20 protein-coding genes and 3 pseudogenes are annotated in these 20,055 nt (G+C 67.3%); 13 read left to right on the top strand and 10 right to left on the bottom strand.

Annotated elements, in window-relative coordinates:
* The first annotated feature begins 198 nt into the window (after window positions 1-198).
* The 3 genes from ACFYQQ_RS28660 (at window position 199) to uppS (ending at window position 3,531) form a co-directional block, all read left to right on the top strand.
* Window positions 199-807 (top strand): ABC transporter ATP-binding protein, encoded by a 609-nt coding sequence (locus ACFYQQ_RS28660; protein WP_355779179.1) that lies wholly within the window; start codon window positions 199-201, stop codon window positions 805-807.
* Entirely contained in the window at window positions 804-1,670 is an 867-nt protein-coding gene (locus ACFYQQ_RS28655) for an ABC transporter permease (protein WP_355779182.1), read from the top strand. Before ACFYQQ_RS28660 ends, ACFYQQ_RS28655 begins: the two co-directional genes overlap by 4 nt.
* Before the next feature lie 190 nt (window positions 1,671-1,860).
* Window positions 1,861-3,531 carry a polyprenyl diphosphate synthase gene (uppS, locus tag ACFYQQ_RS28650; protein ID WP_388905549.1) on the top strand — a complete coding sequence of 557 codons (1,671 nt, stop codon included), beginning with the start codon at window positions 1,861-1,863 and terminating at the stop codon, window positions 3,529-3,531.
* 308 nt (window positions 3,532-3,839) lie between these two features.
* Here uppS and ACFYQQ_RS28645 read toward each other — a convergent pair.
* Window positions 3,840-4,058, bottom strand: a pseudogene (locus ACFYQQ_RS28645) (PepSY domain-containing protein); the annotation flags it as partial.
* Between the two features lie 929 nt (window positions 4,059-4,987).
* Here ACFYQQ_RS28645 and ACFYQQ_RS28640 point away from each other — a divergent pair.
* Window positions 4,988-5,653 carry a DUF2637 domain-containing protein gene (locus ACFYQQ_RS28640; protein WP_355791456.1) on the top strand — a complete coding sequence of 222 codons (666 nt, stop codon included), beginning with the start codon at window positions 4,988-4,990 and terminating at the stop codon, window positions 5,651-5,653.
* Between the two features lie 300 nt (window positions 5,654-5,953).
* On the opposite strand, the gene ACFYQQ_RS28635 is transcribed toward ACFYQQ_RS28640, so the two are convergent.
* Window positions 5,954-6,961, bottom strand: a complete 1,008-nt coding sequence (locus tag ACFYQQ_RS28635) for a terpene cyclase (protein WP_355791459.1) — start codon at window positions 6,959-6,961, stop codon at window positions 5,954-5,956.
* A 301-nt stretch (window positions 6,962-7,262) separates the two neighbouring features.
* On the opposite strand from ACFYQQ_RS28635, the gene ACFYQQ_RS28630 reads away from it, so the two are divergent.
* On the top strand, window positions 7,263-7,448 hold the full coding sequence (locus ACFYQQ_RS28630; protein ID WP_355791461.1) for a hypothetical protein: 186 nt from the start codon (window positions 7,263-7,265) through the stop codon (window positions 7,446-7,448).
* A gap of 358 nt (window positions 7,449-7,806) precedes the next feature.
* On the opposite strand, the gene ACFYQQ_RS28625 is transcribed toward ACFYQQ_RS28630, so the two are convergent.
* Window positions 7,807-8,781 carry a lipase gene (locus ACFYQQ_RS28625; RefSeq protein ID WP_356240145.1) on the bottom strand — a complete coding sequence of 325 codons (975 nt, stop codon included), beginning with the start codon at window positions 8,779-8,781 and terminating at the stop codon, window positions 7,807-7,809.
* A 346-nt stretch (window positions 8,782-9,127) separates the two neighbouring features.
* Between ACFYQQ_RS28625 and ACFYQQ_RS28620 the strand changes: the two genes are divergently transcribed.
* Window positions 9,128-9,535, top strand: a complete 408-nt coding sequence (locus tag ACFYQQ_RS28620) for a hypothetical protein (protein ID WP_356240142.1) — start codon at window positions 9,128-9,130, stop codon at window positions 9,533-9,535.
* A gap of 9 nt (window positions 9,536-9,544) precedes the next feature.
* The gene (locus ACFYQQ_RS28615) at window positions 9,545-9,763 is read left to right on the top strand and encodes a helix-turn-helix transcriptional regulator (RefSeq protein WP_355795461.1); all 219 of its coding nucleotides are present in this window, start codon (window positions 9,545-9,547) and stop codon (window positions 9,761-9,763) included.
* Window positions 9,764-10,515: 752 nt separating this feature from the next.
* On the opposite strand, the gene ACFYQQ_RS28610 is transcribed toward ACFYQQ_RS28615, so the two are convergent.
* The 3 genes from ACFYQQ_RS28610 to ACFYQQ_RS28600 form a co-directional block, all read right to left on the bottom strand.
* A complete protein-coding gene (locus tag ACFYQQ_RS28610; RefSeq protein WP_388905543.1) occupies window positions 10,516-11,199 on the bottom strand; it encodes an adenosylcobinamide amidohydrolase in 684 nt (227 codons plus the stop codon).
* Window positions 11,200-11,382: 183 nt separating this feature from the next.
* Window positions 11,383-11,511 (bottom strand): hypothetical protein, encoded by a 129-nt coding sequence (locus ACFYQQ_RS28605; RefSeq protein WP_355780588.1) that lies wholly within the window; start codon window positions 11,509-11,511, stop codon window positions 11,383-11,385.
* A 33-nt stretch (window positions 11,512-11,544) separates the two neighbouring features.
* Window positions 11,545-11,937, bottom strand: coding sequence for a VOC family protein (locus ACFYQQ_RS28600; RefSeq protein ID WP_355780591.1), 393 nt, complete (start codon window positions 11,935-11,937; stop codon window positions 11,545-11,547).
* Window positions 11,938-12,650: 713 nt separating this feature from the next.
* On the opposite strand from ACFYQQ_RS28600, the gene ACFYQQ_RS28595 reads away from it, so the two are divergent.
* Window positions 12,651-13,514, top strand: coding sequence for a universal stress protein (locus tag ACFYQQ_RS28595; RefSeq protein WP_388905539.1), 864 nt, complete (start codon window positions 12,651-12,653; stop codon window positions 13,512-13,514).
* A 283-nt stretch (window positions 13,515-13,797) separates the two neighbouring features.
* Here the strand turns inward: ACFYQQ_RS28595 and ACFYQQ_RS28590 are convergent, their stop codons facing one another.
* Window positions 13,798-14,091: a hypothetical protein gene (locus tag ACFYQQ_RS28590; RefSeq protein WP_355780597.1), complete on the bottom strand. Its 294-nt coding sequence runs from the start codon at window positions 14,089-14,091 to the stop codon at window positions 13,798-13,800.
* Window positions 14,092-14,271: 180 nt separating this feature from the next.
* Complete coding sequence (locus ACFYQQ_RS28585; RefSeq protein WP_355780599.1) at window positions 14,272-14,466, bottom strand: hypothetical protein; 195 nt, start codon at window positions 14,464-14,466, stop codon at window positions 14,272-14,274.
* Between the two features lie 179 nt (window positions 14,467-14,645).
* Between ACFYQQ_RS28585 and ACFYQQ_RS28580 the strand changes: the two are divergent.
* A pseudogene (locus tag ACFYQQ_RS28580) lies at window positions 14,646-14,774 on the top strand (phosphatase); the annotation flags it as partial.
* A 246-nt stretch (window positions 14,775-15,020) separates the two neighbouring features.
* Window positions 15,021-15,365 carry an ANTAR domain-containing protein gene (locus ACFYQQ_RS28575; protein ID WP_355780602.1) on the top strand — a complete coding sequence of 115 codons (345 nt, stop codon included), beginning with the start codon at window positions 15,021-15,023 and terminating at the stop codon, window positions 15,363-15,365.
* Window positions 15,366-15,658: 293 nt separating this feature from the next.
* Here the strand turns inward: ACFYQQ_RS28575 and ACFYQQ_RS28570 are convergent, their stop codons facing one another.
* Window positions 15,659-16,333: a class F sortase gene (locus ACFYQQ_RS28570; protein WP_356240131.1), complete on the bottom strand. Its 675-nt coding sequence runs from the start codon at window positions 16,331-16,333 to the stop codon at window positions 15,659-15,661.
* 105 nt (window positions 16,334-16,438) lie between these two features.
* Window positions 16,439-17,035, bottom strand: coding sequence for a hypothetical protein (locus ACFYQQ_RS28565; protein ID WP_355780607.1), 597 nt, complete (start codon window positions 17,033-17,035; stop codon window positions 16,439-16,441).
* 444 nt (window positions 17,036-17,479) lie between these two features.
* On the opposite strand from ACFYQQ_RS28565, the pseudogene ACFYQQ_RS28560 reads away from it, so the two are divergent.
* The 3 genes and pseudogenes from ACFYQQ_RS28560 to ACFYQQ_RS28550 form a co-directional block, all read left to right on the top strand.
* Window positions 17,480-17,836: pseudogene (locus tag ACFYQQ_RS28560) on the top strand (transcriptional regulator); the annotation flags it as partial.
* 589 nt (window positions 17,837-18,425) lie between these two features.
* Window positions 18,426-19,496, top strand: coding sequence for a cupin domain-containing protein (locus ACFYQQ_RS28555; RefSeq protein WP_388905534.1), 1,071 nt, complete (start codon window positions 18,426-18,428; stop codon window positions 19,494-19,496).
* On the top strand, window positions 19,496-19,999 hold the full coding sequence (locus ACFYQQ_RS28550; RefSeq protein ID WP_355780612.1) for a hypothetical protein: 504 nt from the start codon (window positions 19,496-19,498) through the stop codon (window positions 19,997-19,999). Before ACFYQQ_RS28555 ends, ACFYQQ_RS28550 begins: the two co-directional genes overlap by 1 nt.
* The last annotated feature ends 56 nt before the right edge of the window (window positions 20,000-20,055 follow it).

The raw sequence follows: 20,055 nt of genomic DNA, 5'->3' as shown, positions 1-20,055 counted from the left end.
AGTAACCCGTGCTCCGGTCGCCGGTTAAGCAAGCGGCGCGGACGGGTTCGCCCACAAGCGAGCCGGGCTTGGCTGTTCGAAGTGCTTGTACGCCTCCAGCCCCGAGGCCCAGCGGCATGGGCGGCGTGTCTGCGACGCATCGCGAGCGTTCGGCCACCCGGTCGTGGTCCGTCCAGATGGTGAGGGGGAGGGAACGGCATGGAGATCAGGGATGTGCATCATGCCTACCGTCGGCGTGTGGTCCTGCGGGGCGTTGACTTGCGGCTTCGGGCCGGAACCCTGTGCGGGATTGTCGGGGAGAACGGCGCCGGCAAGTCCACGCTGCTGAAAATCTTGTCCGGCGAACTGGCGCCCACGGCTGGATCGGTCCGTCATAGCGGCCGGTTCGGCTACTGCCCGCAGCATGTGGTCCTCAACGACGCGCTGACCGTCCGGCAGCACCTGACGTTCTTCCAGAGGGCCTACCGGCTCACGGATGTGCGGTACGCCGAAGAGATCATGGACGTGCTGGGCTTCACCGGGTACGCCGATGAGCAGGCCGGGGTTCTCAGCGGCGGCACCCGGCAGAAGTTGAACGTGACGCTGGCGCTCATACACGATCCGCAGGTCCTGTTGCTGGACGAGCCGTATCAGGGTTTCGACTGGGACACCTACCAGCGGTTCTGGGATCTTGCCGCGCGACTGCGGGATGCGGGACGCTCTGTCCTGGTCGTCTCTCACCTGGCGTACGACACCGAGCGCCTGGACGAGCTGTGGCGTCTGGACAGCGGAACGCTGCGCGCGGACAAGGCGGGGGCGGCCGCGTGAGGTTTCACTTGACCCGCTTCGCTGTCGCCACCCGGTTCACGCTCCTCGAACACGGTCGCAATCGCTTCGCGATGGTCCTGGTGATCCTTTTCGTCCCGGTGTGGACGATCCTGGCGTACCTGGCGATGCCCGACACCCCGGCCCGGATGCGGCTGCGTGCCACCGGGGAAGCGCTGACCCCGCACGGCAATGAGCTGACCGCGATCAGCGGCGCGCTCAACGCCGTCACCCTTATCACCGGTTTCATGATGTTCGCCGCTACATTCTCCGGCAGCGGCTTCGACCGCCGACTGGCCATGGCCGGCTACCCGCGCGCTCATCTGGTCCTGGCCAAGGTCACCGCCCTGGCTCTGGTCTCGGCCGCGGTCGCCGCCTACGCCACCGCCATCACCTGCCTGGCATGGACCCCCCGCCAGCCTCTCCTGCTCGCCGCCTCCCTGTTCTGCGCCGGACTGACCTACGGCGCGCTCGGTGTCGGCTTCGGATCCCTGCTGCGCCGGGAAGTCGAGGGGATGTTCGCCATCGTGATGACCAGCATCATCGACCTCGCCCTGCAGAACCCCATTACGAGTTCCGGAGCCGACAACCCCGTCATGCGCTACCTGCCCTCGTATGGGGCCATGCAGGCCAGTACGGCGGCCGGCTTCTCCACCAGGCCGGTCCCCGGGCATCTGGCCATCCAGCTCACCTGGTTCGGGCTGGCCGCCCTTGTTGCTCTGCTGGGCTTCCAGCGCAGCACCCGCAACTGCTTGTCGGCCGTCTCTCCTTGGCCGCCTGGGCCGGCAAGCAGCAAGGCCGACATTCCCGCACTGCGCCACACTGCCAGGCCATCGGCCACGGCGTCCGACACGAAAGCACACTGAGGTCCCGGCTCCCGACATGCGAACCACCACACACTCCACTACGGCAGACCTCGACGCCGCTCTGCCGACACAAGGGCGACCCACCCACCGCCCGCCCACCGGCGAAGACTCGTCTCTGCAAGCGGCGTACAGGCTGTGCCGGCGCATCACACGAGTGAACGACCCCGGGGTCTACGCCCTCATCCAGCTGATGCCCGCCGTGCTGCGCCCGGCCGGGTGGGCCTTGTGGGCGGCAGCGACTGTCCTGGACGACTTGGCCGACCAGCGGGATGCGCAGCGGGCCGAACGTGCGGCCCGCGTCGAAGTGTGGACCCAAGCCCTGCAATTCGACCTGGCGGCCGGCACGAGCAGGGATCCGGTCCGGTACGCCCTGGTGGACACCGCCCTGCGATGGCGCCTGGACCTGTCCAGCCTGCGAGGCGCCATGGACAGCACACGCGATGACACCCGCAGCCGGCACTTCGCCGACTGGGCCGCGTGGCGGTCCTGGTGCAGCGAGGGACTTATGCCCTGGGTCGACCAGGTACGGCACCTGTTCGAACAGGCCGGAGCCCCGATGACCCTCCGGCTGGGCGGGCAGCAGGACTACCAGCGGTTCATCGACGGCGCCCAGCTCACCGACATCCTCACCGACCTGAGCGCCGACCTGGCCCAAGGCGACCTGCTTCTGCCGCAGGAGGCCCTGGACGCCTTCCCCGGCGCCGAGGGCGACCTGCAGCAAGGAAGCTGGAGCCAGGCCACAGCGGCGTTGGTCCGGGAGCTGACGGCTCTGGCCCGTCAATGGGTGACCAGGCCCGCAATGACCACAGGCATGCACCTAGGCGCTGCCACCCTGCTCAACACGGCCGCCTGCCTGATGCGCGCCCAGCTCGATGCCGTCGACGCGGCCGGCCACGCCCTGCTCAAGCGCGCCCCGCGCCCGTCTCTTGCGACCCGCACCCGCATCCTCGCCCCCGCCCGGATTCGCGCGAAACTGGCCTGGAGCCTGACGCCCCTGACCGTGCCCGGACACCGACAGCCGGCGGTGACCATGAGCGGTCCGAGCCTCGAAGCCGAAAGCACCATCCTTCGGCCCCCGCCACCGCACCCCGACGATGCCCGGCCCCCGCAGATCGCGGCCGACCGGATGCCCACCCACGTGGCGGTCATCATGGACGGCAACGGCCGCTGGGCCGAGCAGCGCGGCCTGCCCCGCCCGGAAGGCCACCGCGCCGGCACCGCCGCCGCCCACGAGATGGTCTACGGCGCCCTGGAGATCGGCCTGCGGCACCTGACCCTTTACGCGTTCTCCACCGAGAACTGGAAACGCGACACCGAGGAGATCACTACGATCCTGGAAGCGATCCGACGCGACCTCGACGAGGGACCCATCCGCGACCTCGACGTACGTCAACGCTGGTTGGGCCACCCCGAAAACCTGCCTGCCGAACTCGTCCAGGCCCTCCTGCGCGAGGAGCACCGCACCCGCAACCGCACCGGCCTGACCCTCACCGTCTGCATCAACTACGGCGGCCGCGACGAGATCAGACGGACAGCCGCAGCCCTCGCCCAGGCAGCCCGCGCAGGCGACATCGACCCCCACCTCATCGGTGAAGACGACTTCGCCCGCCACCTGCCCCACCCCGATATGCCGGACGTCGACCTGCTGTGGCGCACTGGCAACGAGCAGCGCACCTCCAACTTCCTCCCCTGGCACACCACCTACGCTGAGCTGTACTTCACCCCGGGCTACTGGCCCGACGCCGACCGGCGTGACCTGTGGCAGGCCATCACCGAATACAGCCGACGCCAACGACGCCATGGCAGCATCGCAAGCGTCGACACCTTGCCGGAAGAATGTCCCACTCATCGAAGATCTTGAGTCACAGTCGACCGCGGTGCTGCCGTCACTCACGCTGTGATGCCGTCAGCGCAGAATCTGGACCGGTGGAGCGCACCAGTGCCCTGGGCGAGGGCGCCCAGCAGAGCGCGGCTTGGATTGTTCGGCCGGTTGCGCCGCGATCCTTTGATTCGTCCGTTGACCTCTTCCTGCGACAGGGGCGCTTTCTGTCTGCCCGTGCCGAGGGAGGGGCGGCGTCCCAGCGTGCCGAAGGCCCGGGCCGGGAGATGTCCTCCGCGGCCCGGGCCTTCGCTCGTCTCATGCTCCAGCCGGGTTCCGGCCGGGCGGTGTCACGCCGTGGCAAGGGCCTTGCGGACGAGTCCGGTCAGGACATCCAGGACCAGGAACGCGAGGAGGGTGATGCCCAGGACGGGCAGTGCCCAGCCGAGAGCGGCGACGGCGGGTACGCCCAGGATCAGGACGGGCAGGGGCAGGGTGGGCCAGATGCCGCGCGCGGGGGCCTTGCCGAAGAGGGCCGTGCGGTCCGCGCGGACGGGGCGGCGCTGCCATCACATCCGGTGATCCCGGCCGAACTGGACCCGGCCCGCATGGGGCGGGCATGGTCTGGAAATCGTCAAAGCCTCTGCGGACACTTCCCTCCACTGCCACCCCAGAAGGCAAAAGGATTCGAGCCTGCATGTCCCTACCTGTCACCCAGTGAACTCAGGGCCGGCTCTACCGACCGTACATGGCGCGTTAGACGCTTCCGCTGCCTGGCTGGCGTCTGCACCCCACGCCTGATAGGGAAGCAACCGATCTTTCCGGTCATCACCTGTCCTTCGGAACCAGGACCGGTCGGCGGGAATCAGCAAATCGGACTATCGGAAATTCGCCAGATGTATATGCCGAGGGGAATTTTAACGGTCACAGTCAACGAAGCACATTCGTGATCCACTCTCCTCTACCCCAACTCACCCAACTGCCGGGCATCTGCGTGGATACGACGGTCGTTGATCGCATGTGACAACCCCCAGGCACTTCCGCAGAAGAGCGGACACCCACCCTGCCGGTCAGATCCGTTCGCCATGGGACGCGGTCCCACCAGCGCCGTGGGAAGAAAGCGCTGCGGAACCCTCAACTCCTGGGCTCGCAGAGCCACGGGCGTCGCATGGCGACACGTACTTCACAGACGTCCTGGAAGAATTTTTGCACAACCTCGACCATTTGCAGACCGAGTTTCAAAACCGGGCGACTTCCGCCACCCCGCCAGACGCCAGCACAGCGACGACGCAATCCTTTGGTAGCACCGCATCAAATCCGGTGGACCGCCAAGCAGTTAAGCGGCTCAACTCAGTTCAAGCACAGGGCGTCCGGGGGGAGCAAAAACGCCATGTATGACCGGCGCGTAACTTACGATCCCTACCCTGAACCGTCTTACGAGCATCTGTACCCCGTCGACCCGGGGCCTCCTGCAGCGCACCCAGAGAATCTGGTGAACATGCAGGAGCTCTTCAGCCCGCAACAGGGAATCTTCCCGCAGCGCGGCCCGAGCGACCCGCTGGACCCGTTCGTCTTCGACCACGCCCAGGGCCTGGATGACGAACTGGCAGAGGTACTGCACACCACCGTTGAGCAGCCGCAGACCATTCATGCTGCTGTGCCGCGCCCCCGGTCGGGAGCACACGACCACCGCAGACCGCGCCTACGCCGGGTTCGCCCTCCACAAGGATGGTCATGGCTGAAGGTGGCCAGCATCAGCCTCGCAGCACTCACGGCACTCATCGTCGCCATGGTCAGCGCATTCGGCGCGGCCGTCTCCTATGACCCGCTGCGCAATCTGGCCACGTCGAGCGTGCCGGAGAGCCTCACCCGGTGCTGGCCTCTCCTGGTCTTCGGGCCGTGGCTGGTGGCCTCGCTGTCTGTCCTGCGCGCGGCTCTGCACCGGCGCCGGGCGGCGCACTCCTGGTTCGTGGTTGTGCTGTTCTCTGCTCTGGCGGTCACCCTGTGTATCAATCAGGCGGACAAGACCCTCCCCGGCGTGGCGGTGGCCGGCCTGCCACCGATCACTGCACTGACGTGCTTTCACCAACTCGTCCGTCAGATCACGCTCACCCGACCCCATCGGCGCCCGCCCCGCCGCCGGCCCCACCGGGCCCGTTCCTGAAGGCCGTACAAGGGACCAAAGACGGGTCAGATCTACCGCTACACCGGGCATGACGCGAACCCGTGGGTGGGCATTCCGGGCCGGTGGTGGACATCGGGGTGGCCGCGGACGGCAAGGTGTGGCACGTCAACGCGGGTGGCGTCATCTACCGCTACACCGGAGACCAGCCGAGCTGACCGGCGGGCAAGGGTGGTTCGGGGTTCCGCCCGTGGGACGGCCGCGGCCGCGCACGTGTGTCGGCAGCCGGAGTCGAGGACGCCTGCGAGCGCAGCATCGGGAGCCGACTTCGATGCGGCCGTGTCAGGCGCCGAGGACTTGGTCGAAGTAGCCGGGACCGGTGTGGGGCAGGATGTGCGGTGCCGCGGTGTAGCGGCGGGTGTGGGTCTGCCAGGCGTGGTAGCCGCCCATCCAGGTGCCCATGAGTTCGACGTAGGTGTCTACGCTGGCATTCTCCCGCTCGGTCAGTCCCAGCTGTGCACACAGTCCAGGTACCTGCAGGGCGAGTTCCTGGTACCGCTCCACCCGCCGGCGGACCTCCCGGCGGGCTTCGGCGATGGCTTCCTGGCGGGTGCATCCCCGGCCGTGCTCGAGGACCAGGACGAGGTTGTCCATGTCACCGCGTGCCTCCTCCTTCTCCAGGGAGTAGACGTCGTTGCACATGAGCGTGACGTCGATGGCGGCCTGGCGCATGATGCGCAGCTGCGGGCTGTGAAACGCCGCCGCCGGCACGTGGATGAGCGCGGCCCTCTCCCCGAGGGACAGCGGCAGGTCGGTGCCCGCGGTCCCGCGCCGCACCTGGAGGTAGGTCTCCATGTCCGAAGGCGTGCCGCGCAGCCGGCCTATCGCCTCATGGGCCTGGGTGGCGAAGTAGTACTCCCACTCGTGCGCACACCGCGCCACCCACCCGGGATGCGCCCCATCGGCGCTGCGCGCCCAGACGTCGGCGAATGCCCGCGAGCACGCATCCGCATAGAGGCCGGGCACAGTGCCGTGGACGATGTCGATCATTGCCTGACACACGGCCGCGGCCCGGGCCGGATCCTGTCCCAGCGCGCCGTCGAACTGGTCGTCGAAGACGAAGAACAACGACATCGCGTCCGCGCACAGGTCCAGCGCCGCGCCCGTGGCGTAGGGGAAGCCGAGGGCGGCCAGATGCGGCATGTCCCAGGAGGTGTACCACTCCAGTGAGCGGCCTTTTCCGACCAGGCCCATTTGCTGCACCCATGCCAGATTCCGCTCGCGCGCACCCTCCAGGTCCGGGCTCATTGCGGTGGGGAAGGGTAGGTGGAACGCGATGTCCTGCGGCATGGGTCCTCCGTGCACGAGCTGGTCACAGCCGGGTTGAATCTCCGCCAGCGTCCGATGAGGTTCACGATCTCTCGGTCTAGAGGCGTGACGAAGCTGCCTTTCGGCCAGAAAGTTGCCGGTCTCACCGGAAGCCTGATGGCGTCAATTGCCGCCCGGTGTCGGCCGGTCCGGTGGGGCGGTCTGGTGGTGCACGGTAGGCCGCGTCCTCGTTCGATGGATCACCAGCACGAGATGCGGCCGGGGCATCGTGAGGTGCGACAACAATGTGCCGATCAGGTATCAGCCAGCGAAGGGGGAACGGGTGGACAACGAAGGGCGTCGTCCTGATGCAGCGGACATCGGGATGGCCGGATGCGGATGGCTCCTGATCGTGGCCGTCATCGCCATGCCCGGACTCATCCTGAATGACGGACCGCTGACCCTGTACCTGGTCGTCGTGGGCGGAGCGATCGGGTTTCTCTGGGCGCGTAAGAGGCTCCGCCGCTGACAGCGTTCTCCATCAGCGAACCTCCGCAGTCTGCTAGGACCGACCGCTGACTGAACCGCCCTGGGCAAGCCGGAAGTTCCGGCCTGTCCGGGGCGGCTCGCTCGGTCTCCACGCCTAACGGTGCAGCCCGAGCATCGATGCGGGCGGGGTTTCTGGTGCGGCAATTCGACAGGCTCGGATCATGCTGCGTCTAGCTCGCGGTCACGGATGTGGTCAGCGCAGGCCACCACGGCTGCCGGCCGGGGTGCCGAGCCGCCGGCCTCGGTGGCGGGTGCGGGGGCGCCTGAGGTGTCGTCAAACCAGGCTCGCGCTCGCGTGAATCTGACGGTGTGACCGCGGTGCGGGTATGGCGGGTGACTCATCGGAGCAGCCGGATCTGCGGGTGGCGGGGTGAGGGGTGCTGGAGCAGGTGGTTGTCGAGGTGGCGTAGGTGAAGGTCGAAGAAGGCTCGTACGTAGTCGCGTTGGGCGTGGATGGCCTGGTGCGGGCCGAGAGTGCCGATTGCTTGCGTTACCTGGCTGGGTGTCATCCCGAGGGCTGGCGCGGCTTGGGGGAGCAGTGTTTCCAGGTCGGTGAATGAGGTGTGGGTGGAGCCGATGAGGGCCAGTTCGCGTTTCCAGCCGTACTGGCTGGTCCAGAACTGATCCCAGCTGGGATCTTCTGGGCCTGGGCCGGGGTCGCTGCCGAAGAGAAGGAAGGGGCGGTCGGTGCCGGTGGTGACGGGTGGCAGGAGGCTGCCGTCCAGGTTGGCGCCGGCTCGCAGGCGCCGGTCGGCGCGGATGGCTGCGGCGGCTGTGGCGCCGCCGAGGGAGTGGCCGAGCATGCCGACGCGGGAGAGGTCGAACGCGCCGGCGAGGGAGGATGGTAGGGGGCGCCGTCCGGCATCGGTGTTGTGTCCGGCGTTGAGCGCGGTGAGCTGGTCCAGCACGAACCGGGTGTCCGCGGTGCGGACAGTGAGGGCCTTGGCGATCAGGGTGTCGTCGATGTCGCCGGTGAGGGCGAAGGTTTCCACTCGGCCGCCGGGAAACTCGACTTGGTCGGCGTCGTAGGTGTGGTCGATGGCCACGACGAGGTAGCCGTGGCTGGCTAGTTCCTCGATCAGAACAGTGCCGAGGTTGCGGTCGCTGTGCAGGCCCGGTGAGTACAGGACGACCGGTCTCCCGCACCGGCCGTGGTCCACCGGGGCGGCCAGGTGGGCGTGCGTGGTCGGCAGCAGCAGCGTGCCGGACGGGATGCCCTGTCCCCGTTCGAAGAAGGGGACGGCGCCGGGTGACATCCACGGCACGGGCGGGTGCTCATGTGTGGCGCGTGCCGGGTACCAGAGCTGGATCATGAGTTCCCGAGCCGGTCGGGAATCCTGCCAGGGATCGACGCGCGCTCGGTCGATCAGGTGCACCGCGATCGTGCCCAGGGGATGTGGACCGGTTGGTGCGGGCAGGGTGAGCCGCACCGGAGTCGGCGTGGGGTTGGCGGCGGCCGGAGAGCCAGCGGCGGGTCGCGACTGGGCGGATGCCGCGGTGGCCGTTGGGAGGGAAGCGATGGCTGACGCTACGGCGGTGCCGAGCAGCGCCCGGCGGGTCAGGAGCTGCCTGTCGTTCAGCATCGCCAAAATGTAAGGTGACCTTTCCATAGAGTCAAGGTTGCTTGACTCTATGGAAAGGTCACCTTACAGTCGCCGTATGGCAGAGCAGGTAAAGCAGGATCAGGTGACGCGCGCGGCCCGCCGCGCTGTATTCATCGACGGCATACCCGTGTCCACGTTGGGTCTGGTAGCCCTGGCTTTGGGCAGCAACCCCAATCCGAGCACCGCTCAGAAGACCTGGTGGATTGCGGCCACCGCCGTCTTCACCCTCGCGATCGCCTGGGTGCTGTGGCGGGCGTTCCGCCGCGCGGATGAATACCTGCGCAGGATTCAGTTGGAGAGCATGGCCATCGCCTTCGCCGCAGTCCTCGTGGGGCTGCAAGTGGCTACCCTGCTCGATGCCGCAGGCATCATCCAGCTCCATCAGCTCGCACAGTTGATCCTCCTCGGCGGCGTCGGCATCTGGATGACGATCGCCGACCTGCGTACCCGCCTGAACCGGTGACGAAGCACTGTGAAGAACCGACTACGCGAACTGCGTGCAGCCCGCCGGTGGAGCCAGGCCGACCTGGCCGACCGCTGTCAAGTGTCCCGGCAGGCCATCAACGCCATCGAAACCGAGCGGTACGACCCCAGCCTGCCTCTGGCGTTCACCATCGCCGACGTCTTCGGCCTGACCATCGAGGAAATCTTCCATCCCGAACGGACGGAAACGACGGACAACCCGGCCTGACAGGTAATTCGGGCCCCAAGGGTGCTTGAGAGGCTTTGAGTCGGAGGCCGACGTAGCTGGCGGGGTTTTCCACGTCGAGCTTGTGCCAGTTGCGGGCCGTGTCGTCGGCGAGGCCGAGGAGATCGACGAGCGTCTTCCAGTGAACGGCGCCACCGCGGCCAGCCATGCCCCCGCTGCGGGCCCTGCTGGCGCTGGTGATGCCCAGGCAGGTCAGTCGCCTCCGCAGAGTGTTGGAGGTCGTGGGCTGGTCGGGATGGAGGCCGGGAAAGAGGCAGGGCCTCGCGCGGGTCCTGAGCGGGGCGGCCAGTGGATGTCGTGCGTTGATCAGCCGTTGGAGAAATGCCGACGGGAGGTGACCCGGCCCATGTGCACGGCCAGGCCGCGGCGTCCCAGGCGGCGTGTCACCACCCCCGGTCAGAAGGAGCACCGCCGCAACAGCCAGCCGCAACGAAGCGAAGCAGCGGGCCGAGAGCATCACCGGGCGACGCGTGGCCTGTACAGAGAGGGCAGCGGCCAGATGCCTGGCCGCGGCCACACCCGTCAAAAATGCGGCTGGCCGGCGCCCTTACGGGCGGGCTGCGCACCCGGGTGCAGGCGGCTGCGCAGGGGGCCTCGCTCGCGGAAGGAGCCCGGCTCCCTGACGGCGGGAGTTGCGGCGGTGCGGCCCCGAAGCAGTGCGCGAACCGTGCGCCTGCAGGTGTGAGGCGCGACGGGAGGCTCAGCGGGCGGGGTGCAGCTGCGGGGGACGTGCGTCAGGGACGGCAGGCGCCGGCGAGCACGGCCTGGTGTACGGCGCGTGCCAGGCGGGCGCCCCAGGTGGAACGGGGGCCGGCGAAGCCGTGGACCTCGGCGGTGGGATGCGGGGCCCGGGCCGCGATACAGATGGCATCGGTGGGGGTGCCCGAGCAGTCGTGACCGGCGTCGAGCAGGGCCTGCACCTTGGCCTCGGTGGCGGTGGCCACGGCGTTGACGAGGGCCGCGTCGCTCAGTGCCACGGGCAGTGCGACCACGATGTTGATCGTGCCGGGCGCGGCGGGCGCCGCGCTGCCGTGGTCAGGGGAAGCGGCCCACCCCCGCACCCCGAGCCCCACGGTGGCGAGCGCGTCCACCCCGCCGTTTTGAGCATGCCCGTACGCCTGGACGTCCGCTGCCGTCATCAGTCCCACGCCCGGCCCGTCCGCTCCGGCGTCACGGGCCAGAGCGGCGAGGTGCCGGTCCGGGTCGACGCGTCGGTAGCCGTGCGCGACCTGGGCGTTGAGGACCCAGGACCGTTCCCCGATGCCTCCGCCGAGCACGGAGCTGCCGATCATCCGCCAGCCGGCTCCAGCGCGCCACAGCAGGGCGTGCAAGCGCTCGCCGTCCTCGACGCGCGTGAGGTGCTCCACCGCCAGCAGACCGGTGGTGGTGCACGAGGGCGGCGGGACGACGGCGGTCACCGGGCAGTACTCCTTACGGGGCGGGAACCGGTCGATCCTACGCGGCGGACCCGGAGCTGGAGGCCCCGGCCTCGGCAGGCCCACGGATTGGCGCGCTGCGATCCTCTTTCCGGGCCCGCCGTAAGTACGTCCACTGCGAGGCTCTACGCTCGGCACTCCCCAGCGGCGGCAACACCCTCACCGTCACGCAGAGCTGACAATCTTCGCCCCCGGCGCCACCTGCGTCCGGCGCTGGATCGACGGCGAACGGCCCTGTCCGCCGGTGCCCCTGCTCGCCGCGGTGATCTCCGACGCGGTGGGCCAATCGGTCATGCCGGGTGATCTAGCCTGGCCAGGGCTGAGCTGCTACTGGATCTCCTTGTGAACGGCCTCGATGTTGTTCCCATCGGGGTCGCTGACGAACGCGCAGTAGGCGCGGTACTCGCTCCACAGCCGCGGAGTGTGCCGCGAGACGCCCCCGGCCGCCACCGCAGCCGAGTGGAACGTGTCCACCGCTGCTCGACTCCCCGCGTCGAACGCGAGGTGCATCCCCCGGGTCGCCGTAGCCGGCTGGTCCGCGCGTTCCAACGAGACCGAGGGCGTATCCCGATCCGGATGCCAGTACTCGGCGACACCATCTGCCCGGTAGCCGGCAGAGATCCCGAGCGGCTCGAGCGCCGCGGTGTAGAACCTTTCACTTGCCTCGAAGTCGGAGGCGAACACACCAAGGTGATGGATGAAAGACATCGCTGATCCCATGACAGTGGAGCCTACGGCTGGACCGTCACCGACTGGGGTCCGAACAGGGGCTCGCATTTCGACGTGCCTCTATGGAGTCCGGCCAGCTCACTTACGTTGATCATGTGACTGCCCGTCGACCGCTTGGATCTGGGGCCATCGGCAAGCGGTCCAACAGTGCGGCGGCCTATCAGCTCCTGTGGCGTGTCAGTTCCGGCCCTTTCTCCAAGAGCTACAAGAATGAGGCTCAGGCCGACGGATGGCACGCCGAGTTGCTGTCTGCACTATGCAACCGCGAGCAGTTCGACACGGAAACGGCCTGCCCGCGTCGAAGGTGCAGGCGATCCTGGGCCGGCTGGGACACAACCCGCTTATCAGGCGGAGTGAGCTACAACTTTCGGAAGGGCGAGTGAAGATGCTGCTGGCCGCCGACCGCACCGGGGATCCCCAGCCGTACGCCTCGCACCAGGACCCCATTGCTGCTGGGCACCGGCCCCTCCACGTTCGACGGGGATCCCACGGTCCTCAGCGCTCCGGCGGCTCCACTACTGCTGCGCTCGGCTGTCTCGGGCGGCGCGGAATTCACCGAGATCCTCCCGCCCACCCAGTGCGCCGACAAAGTCGCGGCGATGCTGCGCTACTAGGTTCCGGTCTCCGTGACGATGCCGCTTCGCCGGTCTCTGGAGACGTCCGTGCAACCTTCAGCCCCTACCGAAACTGCGCCGGGAGATGCCATGCAACCGCCCGTCCTTGCTGGAGTCGACGGAACGCCTGCCAGCCTGCTGGCGGCCGGGTGGGCGGCCGGCGAGGCACGCCGCCTCAGGGCTCCGCTGGTACTGCTGCACGGCTACGAGGCACTGGCCGGAACGCCGCGGCTGCTTCTGGGTGACCCCGGGCTGGAACATCGTGCGGCCATGCGGTTGCTCACCGACGCGCAGGCGTGGGTGCGGCAGCACTACGACGACATCGACGTGGTGACCGAGCTGGCAGTCCGACCGGAGGCGGATCTGCTCACCGAATGGAGCCGGGACGCGCAGATGATCGTCCTCGGCTCACGCAGGCCGGGGCCAGTGAGCGGTTTCTTCCTTGGGTCGATCGGGCTGCGCGTCTTGAGCCGCGCCGAGTGCCCCGTCGTGCTGATCCGTAGTGACAGCGCCGCCCGCCCGCAGGAACAGGAGGTGGTGGCAGGCGTTCCTGAAGAGGAGGACCAGGCGCAGACACTGCTGGCCTTCGCCTTCCAGGCCGCGGCCACGCGCGGCGTCGCCCTGCGCGCCGTACGGGCCTGGAAGCTGCCCGCCCTGTTCACCTATGAACCAGGCCTGGCGCAGCACGCGGCCGAGAACAACGAACTGGAGCAGGCCCATCGTCGGGAACTGGCCGCGGTTCTGCAGCCGTGGCGCAAGCGCCATCCCGAGGTGGAAGTGATCGAGCACGTGGAAGTAGGGCCGGCGGCGGAGGTGTTGGTGGCCTTGGCCGCTTCAGCGCAGCTTCTGGTGGTCGGCCGCAGCAGCAAACCCGGCAGACGCTATGTCGGTCACGTCGCCCACGCGACGCTCCACTTCGCAGATGCCCCCATCGCCCTCGTGCCCACCCGGTGACGGCCTGAGCGCCGAACCACCGTGGCACTGGTCAAAGCGCCTGAGCCGGCCGGGGCCGCAGGTTGGCGGCGCTGGGGCACGACCGCGGTGCTGACGACAGCAGTTGTGAGCACCCTCGCGGGGCGAGAGAGGGGCGATGTCGTACGGGGCGTGACAGCCGCAGTCGACGTCTTTAGCACCATAGGTACGTCGACCGGCGAGCCTACCGGCTACGCCCTGCCTGCCTGACGAGTGCCGACACCCTGGGGCCGACGGCGCACCGCGGTGTGTAGGGAACGGTCGGTTAGGCGGGGCAGGAGGCACAAAGCGTCGGGCAGCTGTGATCAGCCGATGTAGCCGTTGTTATCGGGGTCGGAGCCGCTCTTGGTGGGTGAGGATCGACTTCAGTGGAAGCCGAGCATGCCGGGGAGTTGATGTCGACGGTGATCACGCCGGACGGGTAGTGGTCTTCGTGCTCGGTGAGCAGGATGCACATACCGGTGAACTCGGCGCGTGGCAGGGCGCAGTAGAAGGCGTGGCAGGTGTCGGGGCCGCCATAACCATCACGAATCAAGGTGCCGACCGTGGCGGCTGCCATGGTGTCGAGCGGATCGACGACTACGGCGGTGCAGGTGTTCCTCGTCCGCCTCGGCCTGCATGAGGCACGGAGCGGGAATGCGAAGCTGATCGGTGGGCGTGTGAGCCATATTGCCGGCGAGTAGGTTCAACGCCTTGTGACCGAGCGCCAGAGCATGAACGGCGCTGGTGTCGAGAATGATCACGCGACATTGCCCCGCGCTGCGCGCGCCTTCTCGGCGGCGATCTTGTAGATGTTGCCGCGGACGTCCGGAGCCTGGTCGAACTCCTCGTCACTGAGATCGATCCCGATGACGCGTCGCACCACCTCGCGGTCGGCCGCCAGGCGCTCGGTGCGCTGCGCCGTAGGCAGCTCGGCGGCCAGAACCTCGACCACTTCCGTAGGCCCTGTGAGGCGTGATGACGTGGGTGAGTACGAGCCGCAACCTGATGAGGGCGGCCCGCTCACCGGACCTCACTGCCGACGCGGTGCGACGGGGGTGGTTGCCAGGGCGGAGCCGCGTGGCGAACACGGTCCCCGCGGTGGTGTGCCGTGCACGTTCCCCACTCTGCGCCGCCACACGCCTGCTGTCCGCCGCCGAGGTCCCGCGTGCCGTCTTGCGCGAGCTGACCGGTCACCGCGGCCAGGGAGCCGCGCAGGACGACGCGCTGGTCGTCTGCCTGGACTGGCTGGGGCGCGGCTGAGACAGACTTCACGAAGCCTGCACCCGGTATCCGTTGTCCGAGCCGTCCCGGCACGGATACTGTTGCCGCACGACAACAGTTTTCGAATGAGGGCCGGGCGCATGACGTGTCAGGTCTGAAGGGTAGTGCCAGGACGCTGTCAGCGGACTCGGCGCTCTCGCGAAGCCGACCGCGAAGGACATGCCGGCACCACGGCCGGCCAGGCGCCTGCGCAAGGCTCCCGGCTTCTGACTCATTGAAGGTGACATGGCGTTCTTCTCGGTACTCGGGCCGGACCCCTTGCACCTGGCGTCCGGGACGGAGTTGGCGGGCGAGGTGGTACGCCTGCGAGCGGAGAACGAGCAGCTGCGGCAGGCCATGGCGTCCCATGCCGTGATCGACCAGGCCATCGGAGCCCTCGTAGTCCTTGGGCAGATCGGCGCCGGCGACGGACTGGGCGTGCTGCGGGACGTCTCCCAGCGCACCAACACCAAACTGCACGCCGTCGCCGAACGCGTCCTGGACCTGGCCCGTGGCGGGGAGCTGAGCGAGCCCTTCCTGCGTGAACTGCGATCAGCCCTGACCCGTCTCACAGCGACAGCCACCGGGTAGTCACCGCCGCACAGCCACCGCCACGTCTCCAACCACGCTGCTGACTCCGCGCTACGAAGTGGTGGTACGCCGGAGACGGTGCCGAAGCCGAGGAGAGGGCCGCCCGGTGCCGAGGCGGCCGCCGGCGAAACCGACGCCGACACCATCAGCCTCGGTGATGAAGGCAGCTAATCCGCCGGTGTACCCACGGTCCTGCACCACAGCCGCGAAACGTACTGAGCGGCGACCGCCGGGGGCGCGAGAGGGCACCGGCGGCCGGCAGCGCGGGGAAGAGCAGTTGCCGACGGCTCGGCCTAGGCCTTCTTGGCGAGGTGAGCGAAGACGACGAGGTTCTCGGTGTAGTCCTTCGCGGCGCCGTCGTATGCGCCGGAGCAGGTGATGAGTCGTGCGAGTGCCTTAGGGGTGTCGTCGTAGACGCGGCGATTCGGAAAGTCGTCCTTGCTGAAGCTTTCGACGGAGTCGACAACAAAGACGGCAGTGGTGCCGTCCGCACGCATGACCTCGAAGCTGTCTCCGGCGGTGAGTTCATTGAGCCGGGCGAACACCGCAGGGGCTGTGACGGTGTCAAGGTGTCCAGCGATAAGCGCGGTTCCCCGCTCGCCCGGCGAAATCCCCGCGGCATGCCAGCCCACCAGGTTGGTGTCGTTCGCCGGTGGGGCGCCGAGTGCGCCGGAAGGCCCGATCGCCAAGGGAGTGAAGGGCGCGTTCACCCCGATCTTCGAGATCTTCAGCCGCGTGGGGGCCGATCTCGGCATCGTCACGCCGACCGTCGGGCGCGATGACTTCGTGGCGGACGCGGGGGTGGGCCTTCGAGACGCGGACGAACCGGTCGCATCGTGGGTGAAGGTGTCCGGGCCCACCACGAACACGAGCACGAGCAGGACCAATGTCCAGAAGACGATGGTTGCGACCCATCGCGCTCTACGCCGGGACACACCCGTTCCGGTGAGATCTGGTCGGAGCTTCACCAGGAACACCTTTCGAATTCGCGAGACGGGTTTGGAGGCCGGGCGAGGGGTGCCCGGACGTGAGGGCCGCCATCCAGAAGGGACGGCCCTCACGTCCGGCTCGTCCTAGGCCGGCGTGCCGGCCTTCTTGCGTCGATAGAGAACGAACGCGGCCGCCGCACCGACCAGCATGACCCCGCCGGTCACGTTCGTGCCGCTGCTCGCGAGACCGCCTCCGCCTGTGTGCATCCCGCCCGTCGGCTTCTGGTGCTCGGGCTTCTGGTGCGTGTAGCCCTCCTCCTTCTGCTCGTCCTTGCTCCAGCCGTTGTCGTTGACCAGGGACAGCGCACCGCCTCCGGTGTGCACGCCGCCGTGCGGCTTACCGCCGTCCCAGTCGTGCTCCTTGTCGTGCTCCTTGGACCACTCGTCACCGTTGACCAGGGACAGCGCACCGCCTCCGGTGTGCACGCCGCCGTGCGGCTTACCGCCGTCCCAGTCGTGCTCCTTGTCGTGCTCCTTGGCCCATCCGTCACCGTCGCTCAGGGACAGGGCGCCGGATCCGGTGTGCATGCCACCGTGCGGCTTGTCGTGGTCCCATTCCTTACTGTGCGAGGAGTCGTCCTTGTCCCAGTCACCTGCGGAGAGGGCATGGGCACCGGGTGCGGTGATCGCCAGGGCGGCAGCAGTCGCGGTGGCGGCAAAAAGAATGCGGGCAGAGCGCATCGATGGCTTCCTTCCGTCCCCTACGCCAGCCAACTCTTTTCGTCGGCTTTTCACGCGTAGCGACATGGCTTACCGTCAGCCGTCCCACGGCCGCGTGCCATTTGCGGTAGTGCATACGGGAAAAGCCCCAGCATCATGTGATCCGAATGGGTGCCAGCGACCGTGCCCTGCGGGCTGGTGCCCCCGGTGCGTGTCTCGCGCGCATTGCACCGCCTGGCGCGTCCCACCTCGATGCCGTCGACAGCCGTCCTCGTAAGGGCCGGTTTCTCGTACGGCCCATCCGACGTACGGGCCGGCCCTCGATTTGTCCGGGACAGCGGCAGATCGGGTGCGTAGGACGAGGGCAGCAGGCTGAGGCACGAACCCTCGCCCTCCTGCGCCTGCGCAACGCTGCTCCGCATCGCCACCGTGAGGCGGGCCGAGGCCTGGCGAGGAAGGGATGACGAGCCAGGGCACCGATGCGTCCTGCTGATCGAAGTGGGCGTCTTTCACCGCCAACTCGGCGCCCTTGACGCGATGGGCGCCCGACTCGGTTACTTGCCGACCGCCGGCGCCCTGCCCTCGGTGTCCCCGGGCTCCATCTCAGCACGACCAAGATAACGGCAGCTGTTGCCGCAGGAACTGTTCCACATGTACGACGACACCCTTGTCTCCGTCGAACTCCTGTCGGCGTGGGTCCGTGTCATCCAGCCCATCGAAATCGCCCTGTACCTGGGGGCATTCGAGGAACTACGCAGCATGGCGGTATACGGAACCAAGGCTCGCGCACTTGTCGTCAGAGCCGTCGACGACCTGCAGTGACCGTGCTCCCGGCGGCGGCGCCCTCTGTAGGCAGCCCACCAGGACGCCTCATGTGACGCCAAGTTCAGAATGCTTCCGCGGGTGCTCCGGAGCGGTCACCATGGAGATCCGTCGGCGACCCGGGGGTGGGGATGAGCGAGGGTTGGGGCGTTCGGGATGGGCACCGGAGCAGGACGGACCCGCGTGGTGGCTGGCGCTGGCCTGCCTGGTAGGGCTGCTTCCGGCCTACCTCGTGCTGACGAACTTCACCGCAGAGATACAGGCGGCGTTGTGGGGCGAACCCGGAACCGTGACCCAAGCCCGCTGCCGTACCTACGACAACCGTCGTCAACGCGGGAACGTTGACGTCCTGCGACGTCTCGGTCGAGGGTGACATCCGCTCGCAACCGGTCCGTGCGTGGTTGGTGGACGGCACGTCCGGCACTGCGTATGTCTCACCGACGCTGTGGGCGGGGGTGCTCCCGGTGGGGCTCTCACCTGCTGGCGGGTGTCCCGGCAGCGGTGACGGTGGAGTATGCGCGCCGCGTCCGCGCACAGCGCTTGCGGCCGGCTCCACCCGCCCGGCCTGGTCCACAGGGGCCGGCGTCGAATGCGGACGACTCGCGGATTTCTGACTTCTGATCGCACCGACGGTCACGCCCGGAGGGTTCGGTTCCCTGATGGCGAGCTGGTGGTGGGGTTCGCAGAGAGGGATTTTCGGCTCAATGCGAAGGGTATGCCCAATATCCATGATATCTACCGAGCGTATGACAGTGGATATACGGTCGTCATCAACAAAGTTCATTGCCGAGAATCCGCGGTGGCGGGATTGTGTCGCGCCCTAGAGAATGCCCTTCACCATCCAGTGGGGGCGAACCTTTATCTGACCCCTCGCAACGGTCAGGGCTTCGCCCCTCATATGGATACGCATGACGTATTCATCCTGCAGTTGCACGGAACTAAGGAATGGCACGTAGGGAATCCCCTAAGGCATCTTCCACTTCCTCTTGACGAGCAAGGGGAAGTGGAGCTTCTCGATTTCCGCAAATTTACATTGACTCCTGGAGACGTCCTCTACCTACCGCGCGGCTTTCCGCATGAGGCTCTTACGTCCGCATCTTCCTCACTCTATTTGACCGTAGGCGTCTATGCCTACCGTTGGCTCGACCTGATGATTGAGACGCTCAGCGTGCTGGCCGACGATAACGTTCAGTTCCGAAGTGCGCTGCCACCAAAATTCCTTAGCAACCCCCTTGGCGCGGCGCACACCTCAGAGCTGTTCAAAATCTTCGCGGACGCCTTTGCCGGTCATGAACTTCCTGAGCGGGCAAAAGAGCGGCTCGGTGCGAAGCTCGTCACCGAGGCCAAGGTCGCCGAGCCTGGACATTTTCGATCACTTGATGCCATCCAGGACCTGACGGGAGATTCCACTGTTTTCCGATCGCCAGGCCTCCTCTGCAAGGTCCGATTGGGTCCGACAGAGGCGTCGATCGCGTTCTCCAACAATTTCGTTGCGGGACCTCTGCTGCTAGAACCTGCTCTCCGCTTTGTGGCCGACCATGAACGGTTCGCGGTGCGCGAACTGCCCGGCGAGATGACGAGTGAGGACAAACTGGACCTAGTGCGTAGGCTCATCAGTGAAGGATTTCTCCGAATGAGTAACCCATCAGGAGGCTCGTGATGCCCGACAGTCGAGAAACCACGGATTCTTTCGAAATCAACTCCCGTCAGGTGAACAGCAGCAGCTCTGCGGGAAACGCTATGAACAAGGATGATGAGCTTGTGCTGCGTCAGTGGTGCCAGAATCTCGTATTCCAGGACCAGCGTTACAAAAACAAGGCAATCTTCAAACTGGCAGCTTTGGCGATGGGAAACGATGAGATCCGATGGCGACTTGTCAACGACACCGAAAGCATTCTGAGTGAATTCCGCTCGAAGCTGGATCTCCCCGAGGGAACGACCTTGCGGTTCTGGGACAACACCCCTGACACACTTCATGTCGTCTTGCCTCCCCGCCCAGGGGAGGCAAGCAAGCGCTCCGCGCCGCTCCGCGAGGCTCTGCGTTCAGAAACCATAAAGGGAGAGGGAAGCGGCTTCGGCCGCGACGACTTCAGGAACCACGGAGACGCGTGGGACGATTTTGGCACCATTGACAGGGGAGATCACAAAAAAGACGGGCACTAGCCTGGTGTCACCTCCCAGGCAGAAAGCCGCGTCGCGAACGGGCGGTGCTTGCCTGC

The organism is Streptomyces sp. NPDC005496, assembly GCF_042872045.1.
Lineage (GTDB): Bacteria > Actinomycetota > Actinomycetes > Streptomycetales > Streptomycetaceae > Streptomyces.
This window is presented reverse-complemented; position numbering and strand designations above follow the sequence as displayed.

Bases quoted from the DNA above. Each gene is read 5' to 3' on its own strand.
- ACFYQQ_RS28590 (WP_355780597.1), bottom strand. From the start codon at position 14,091: ATGGCAGCCGCCACGGTCGGCACCTTGATTCGTGATGGTTATGGCGGC.
- ACFYQQ_RS28620 (WP_356240142.1), top strand. From the start codon at position 9,128: ATGGCAGAGCAGGTAAAGCAGGATCAGGTGACGCGCGCGGCCCGCCGC.
- ACFYQQ_RS28575 (WP_355780602.1), top strand. From the start codon at position 15,021: ATGGCGTTCTTCTCGGTACTCGGGCCGGACCCCTTGCACCTGGCGTCC.
- ACFYQQ_RS28660 (WP_355779179.1), top strand. From the start codon at position 199: ATGGAGATCAGGGATGTGCATCATGCCTACCGTCGGCGTGTGGTCCTG.
- ACFYQQ_RS28555 (WP_388905534.1), top strand. From the start codon at position 18,426: ATGCGGACGACTCGCGGATTTCTGACTTCTGATCGCACCGACGGTCAC.
- ACFYQQ_RS28635 (WP_355791459.1), bottom strand. From the start codon at position 6,961: ATGCCGCAGGACATCGCGTTCCACCTACCCTTCCCCACCGCAATGAGC.
- ACFYQQ_RS28605 (WP_355780588.1), bottom strand. From the start codon at position 11,511: ATGACCGATTGGCCCACCGCGTCGGAGATCACCGCGGCGAGCAGGGGC.
- ACFYQQ_RS28625 (WP_356240145.1), bottom strand. From the start codon at position 8,781: ATGATCCAGCTCTGGTACCCGGCACGCGCCACACATGAGCACCCGCCC.
- ACFYQQ_RS28565 (WP_355780607.1), bottom strand. From the start codon at position 17,035: ATGCGCTCTGCCCGCATTCTTTTTGCCGCCACCGCGACTGCTGCCGCC.
- ACFYQQ_RS28595 (WP_388905539.1), top strand. From the start codon at position 12,651: ATGCAACCGCCCGTCCTTGCTGGAGTCGACGGAACGCCTGCCAGCCTG.
- ACFYQQ_RS28600 (WP_355780591.1), bottom strand. From the start codon at position 11,937: ATGGGATCAGCGATGTCTTTCATCCATCACCTTGGTGTGTTCGCCTCC.
- ACFYQQ_RS28640 (WP_355791456.1), top strand. From the start codon at position 4,988: ATGCAGGAGCTCTTCAGCCCGCAACAGGGAATCTTCCCGCAGCGCGGC.
- ACFYQQ_RS28550 (WP_355780612.1), top strand. From the start codon at position 19,496: ATGCCCGACAGTCGAGAAACCACGGATTCTTTCGAAATCAACTCCCGT.
- uppS (WP_388905549.1), top strand. From the start codon at position 1,861: ATGCCCGCCGTGCTGCGCCCGGCCGGGTGGGCCTTGTGGGCGGCAGCG.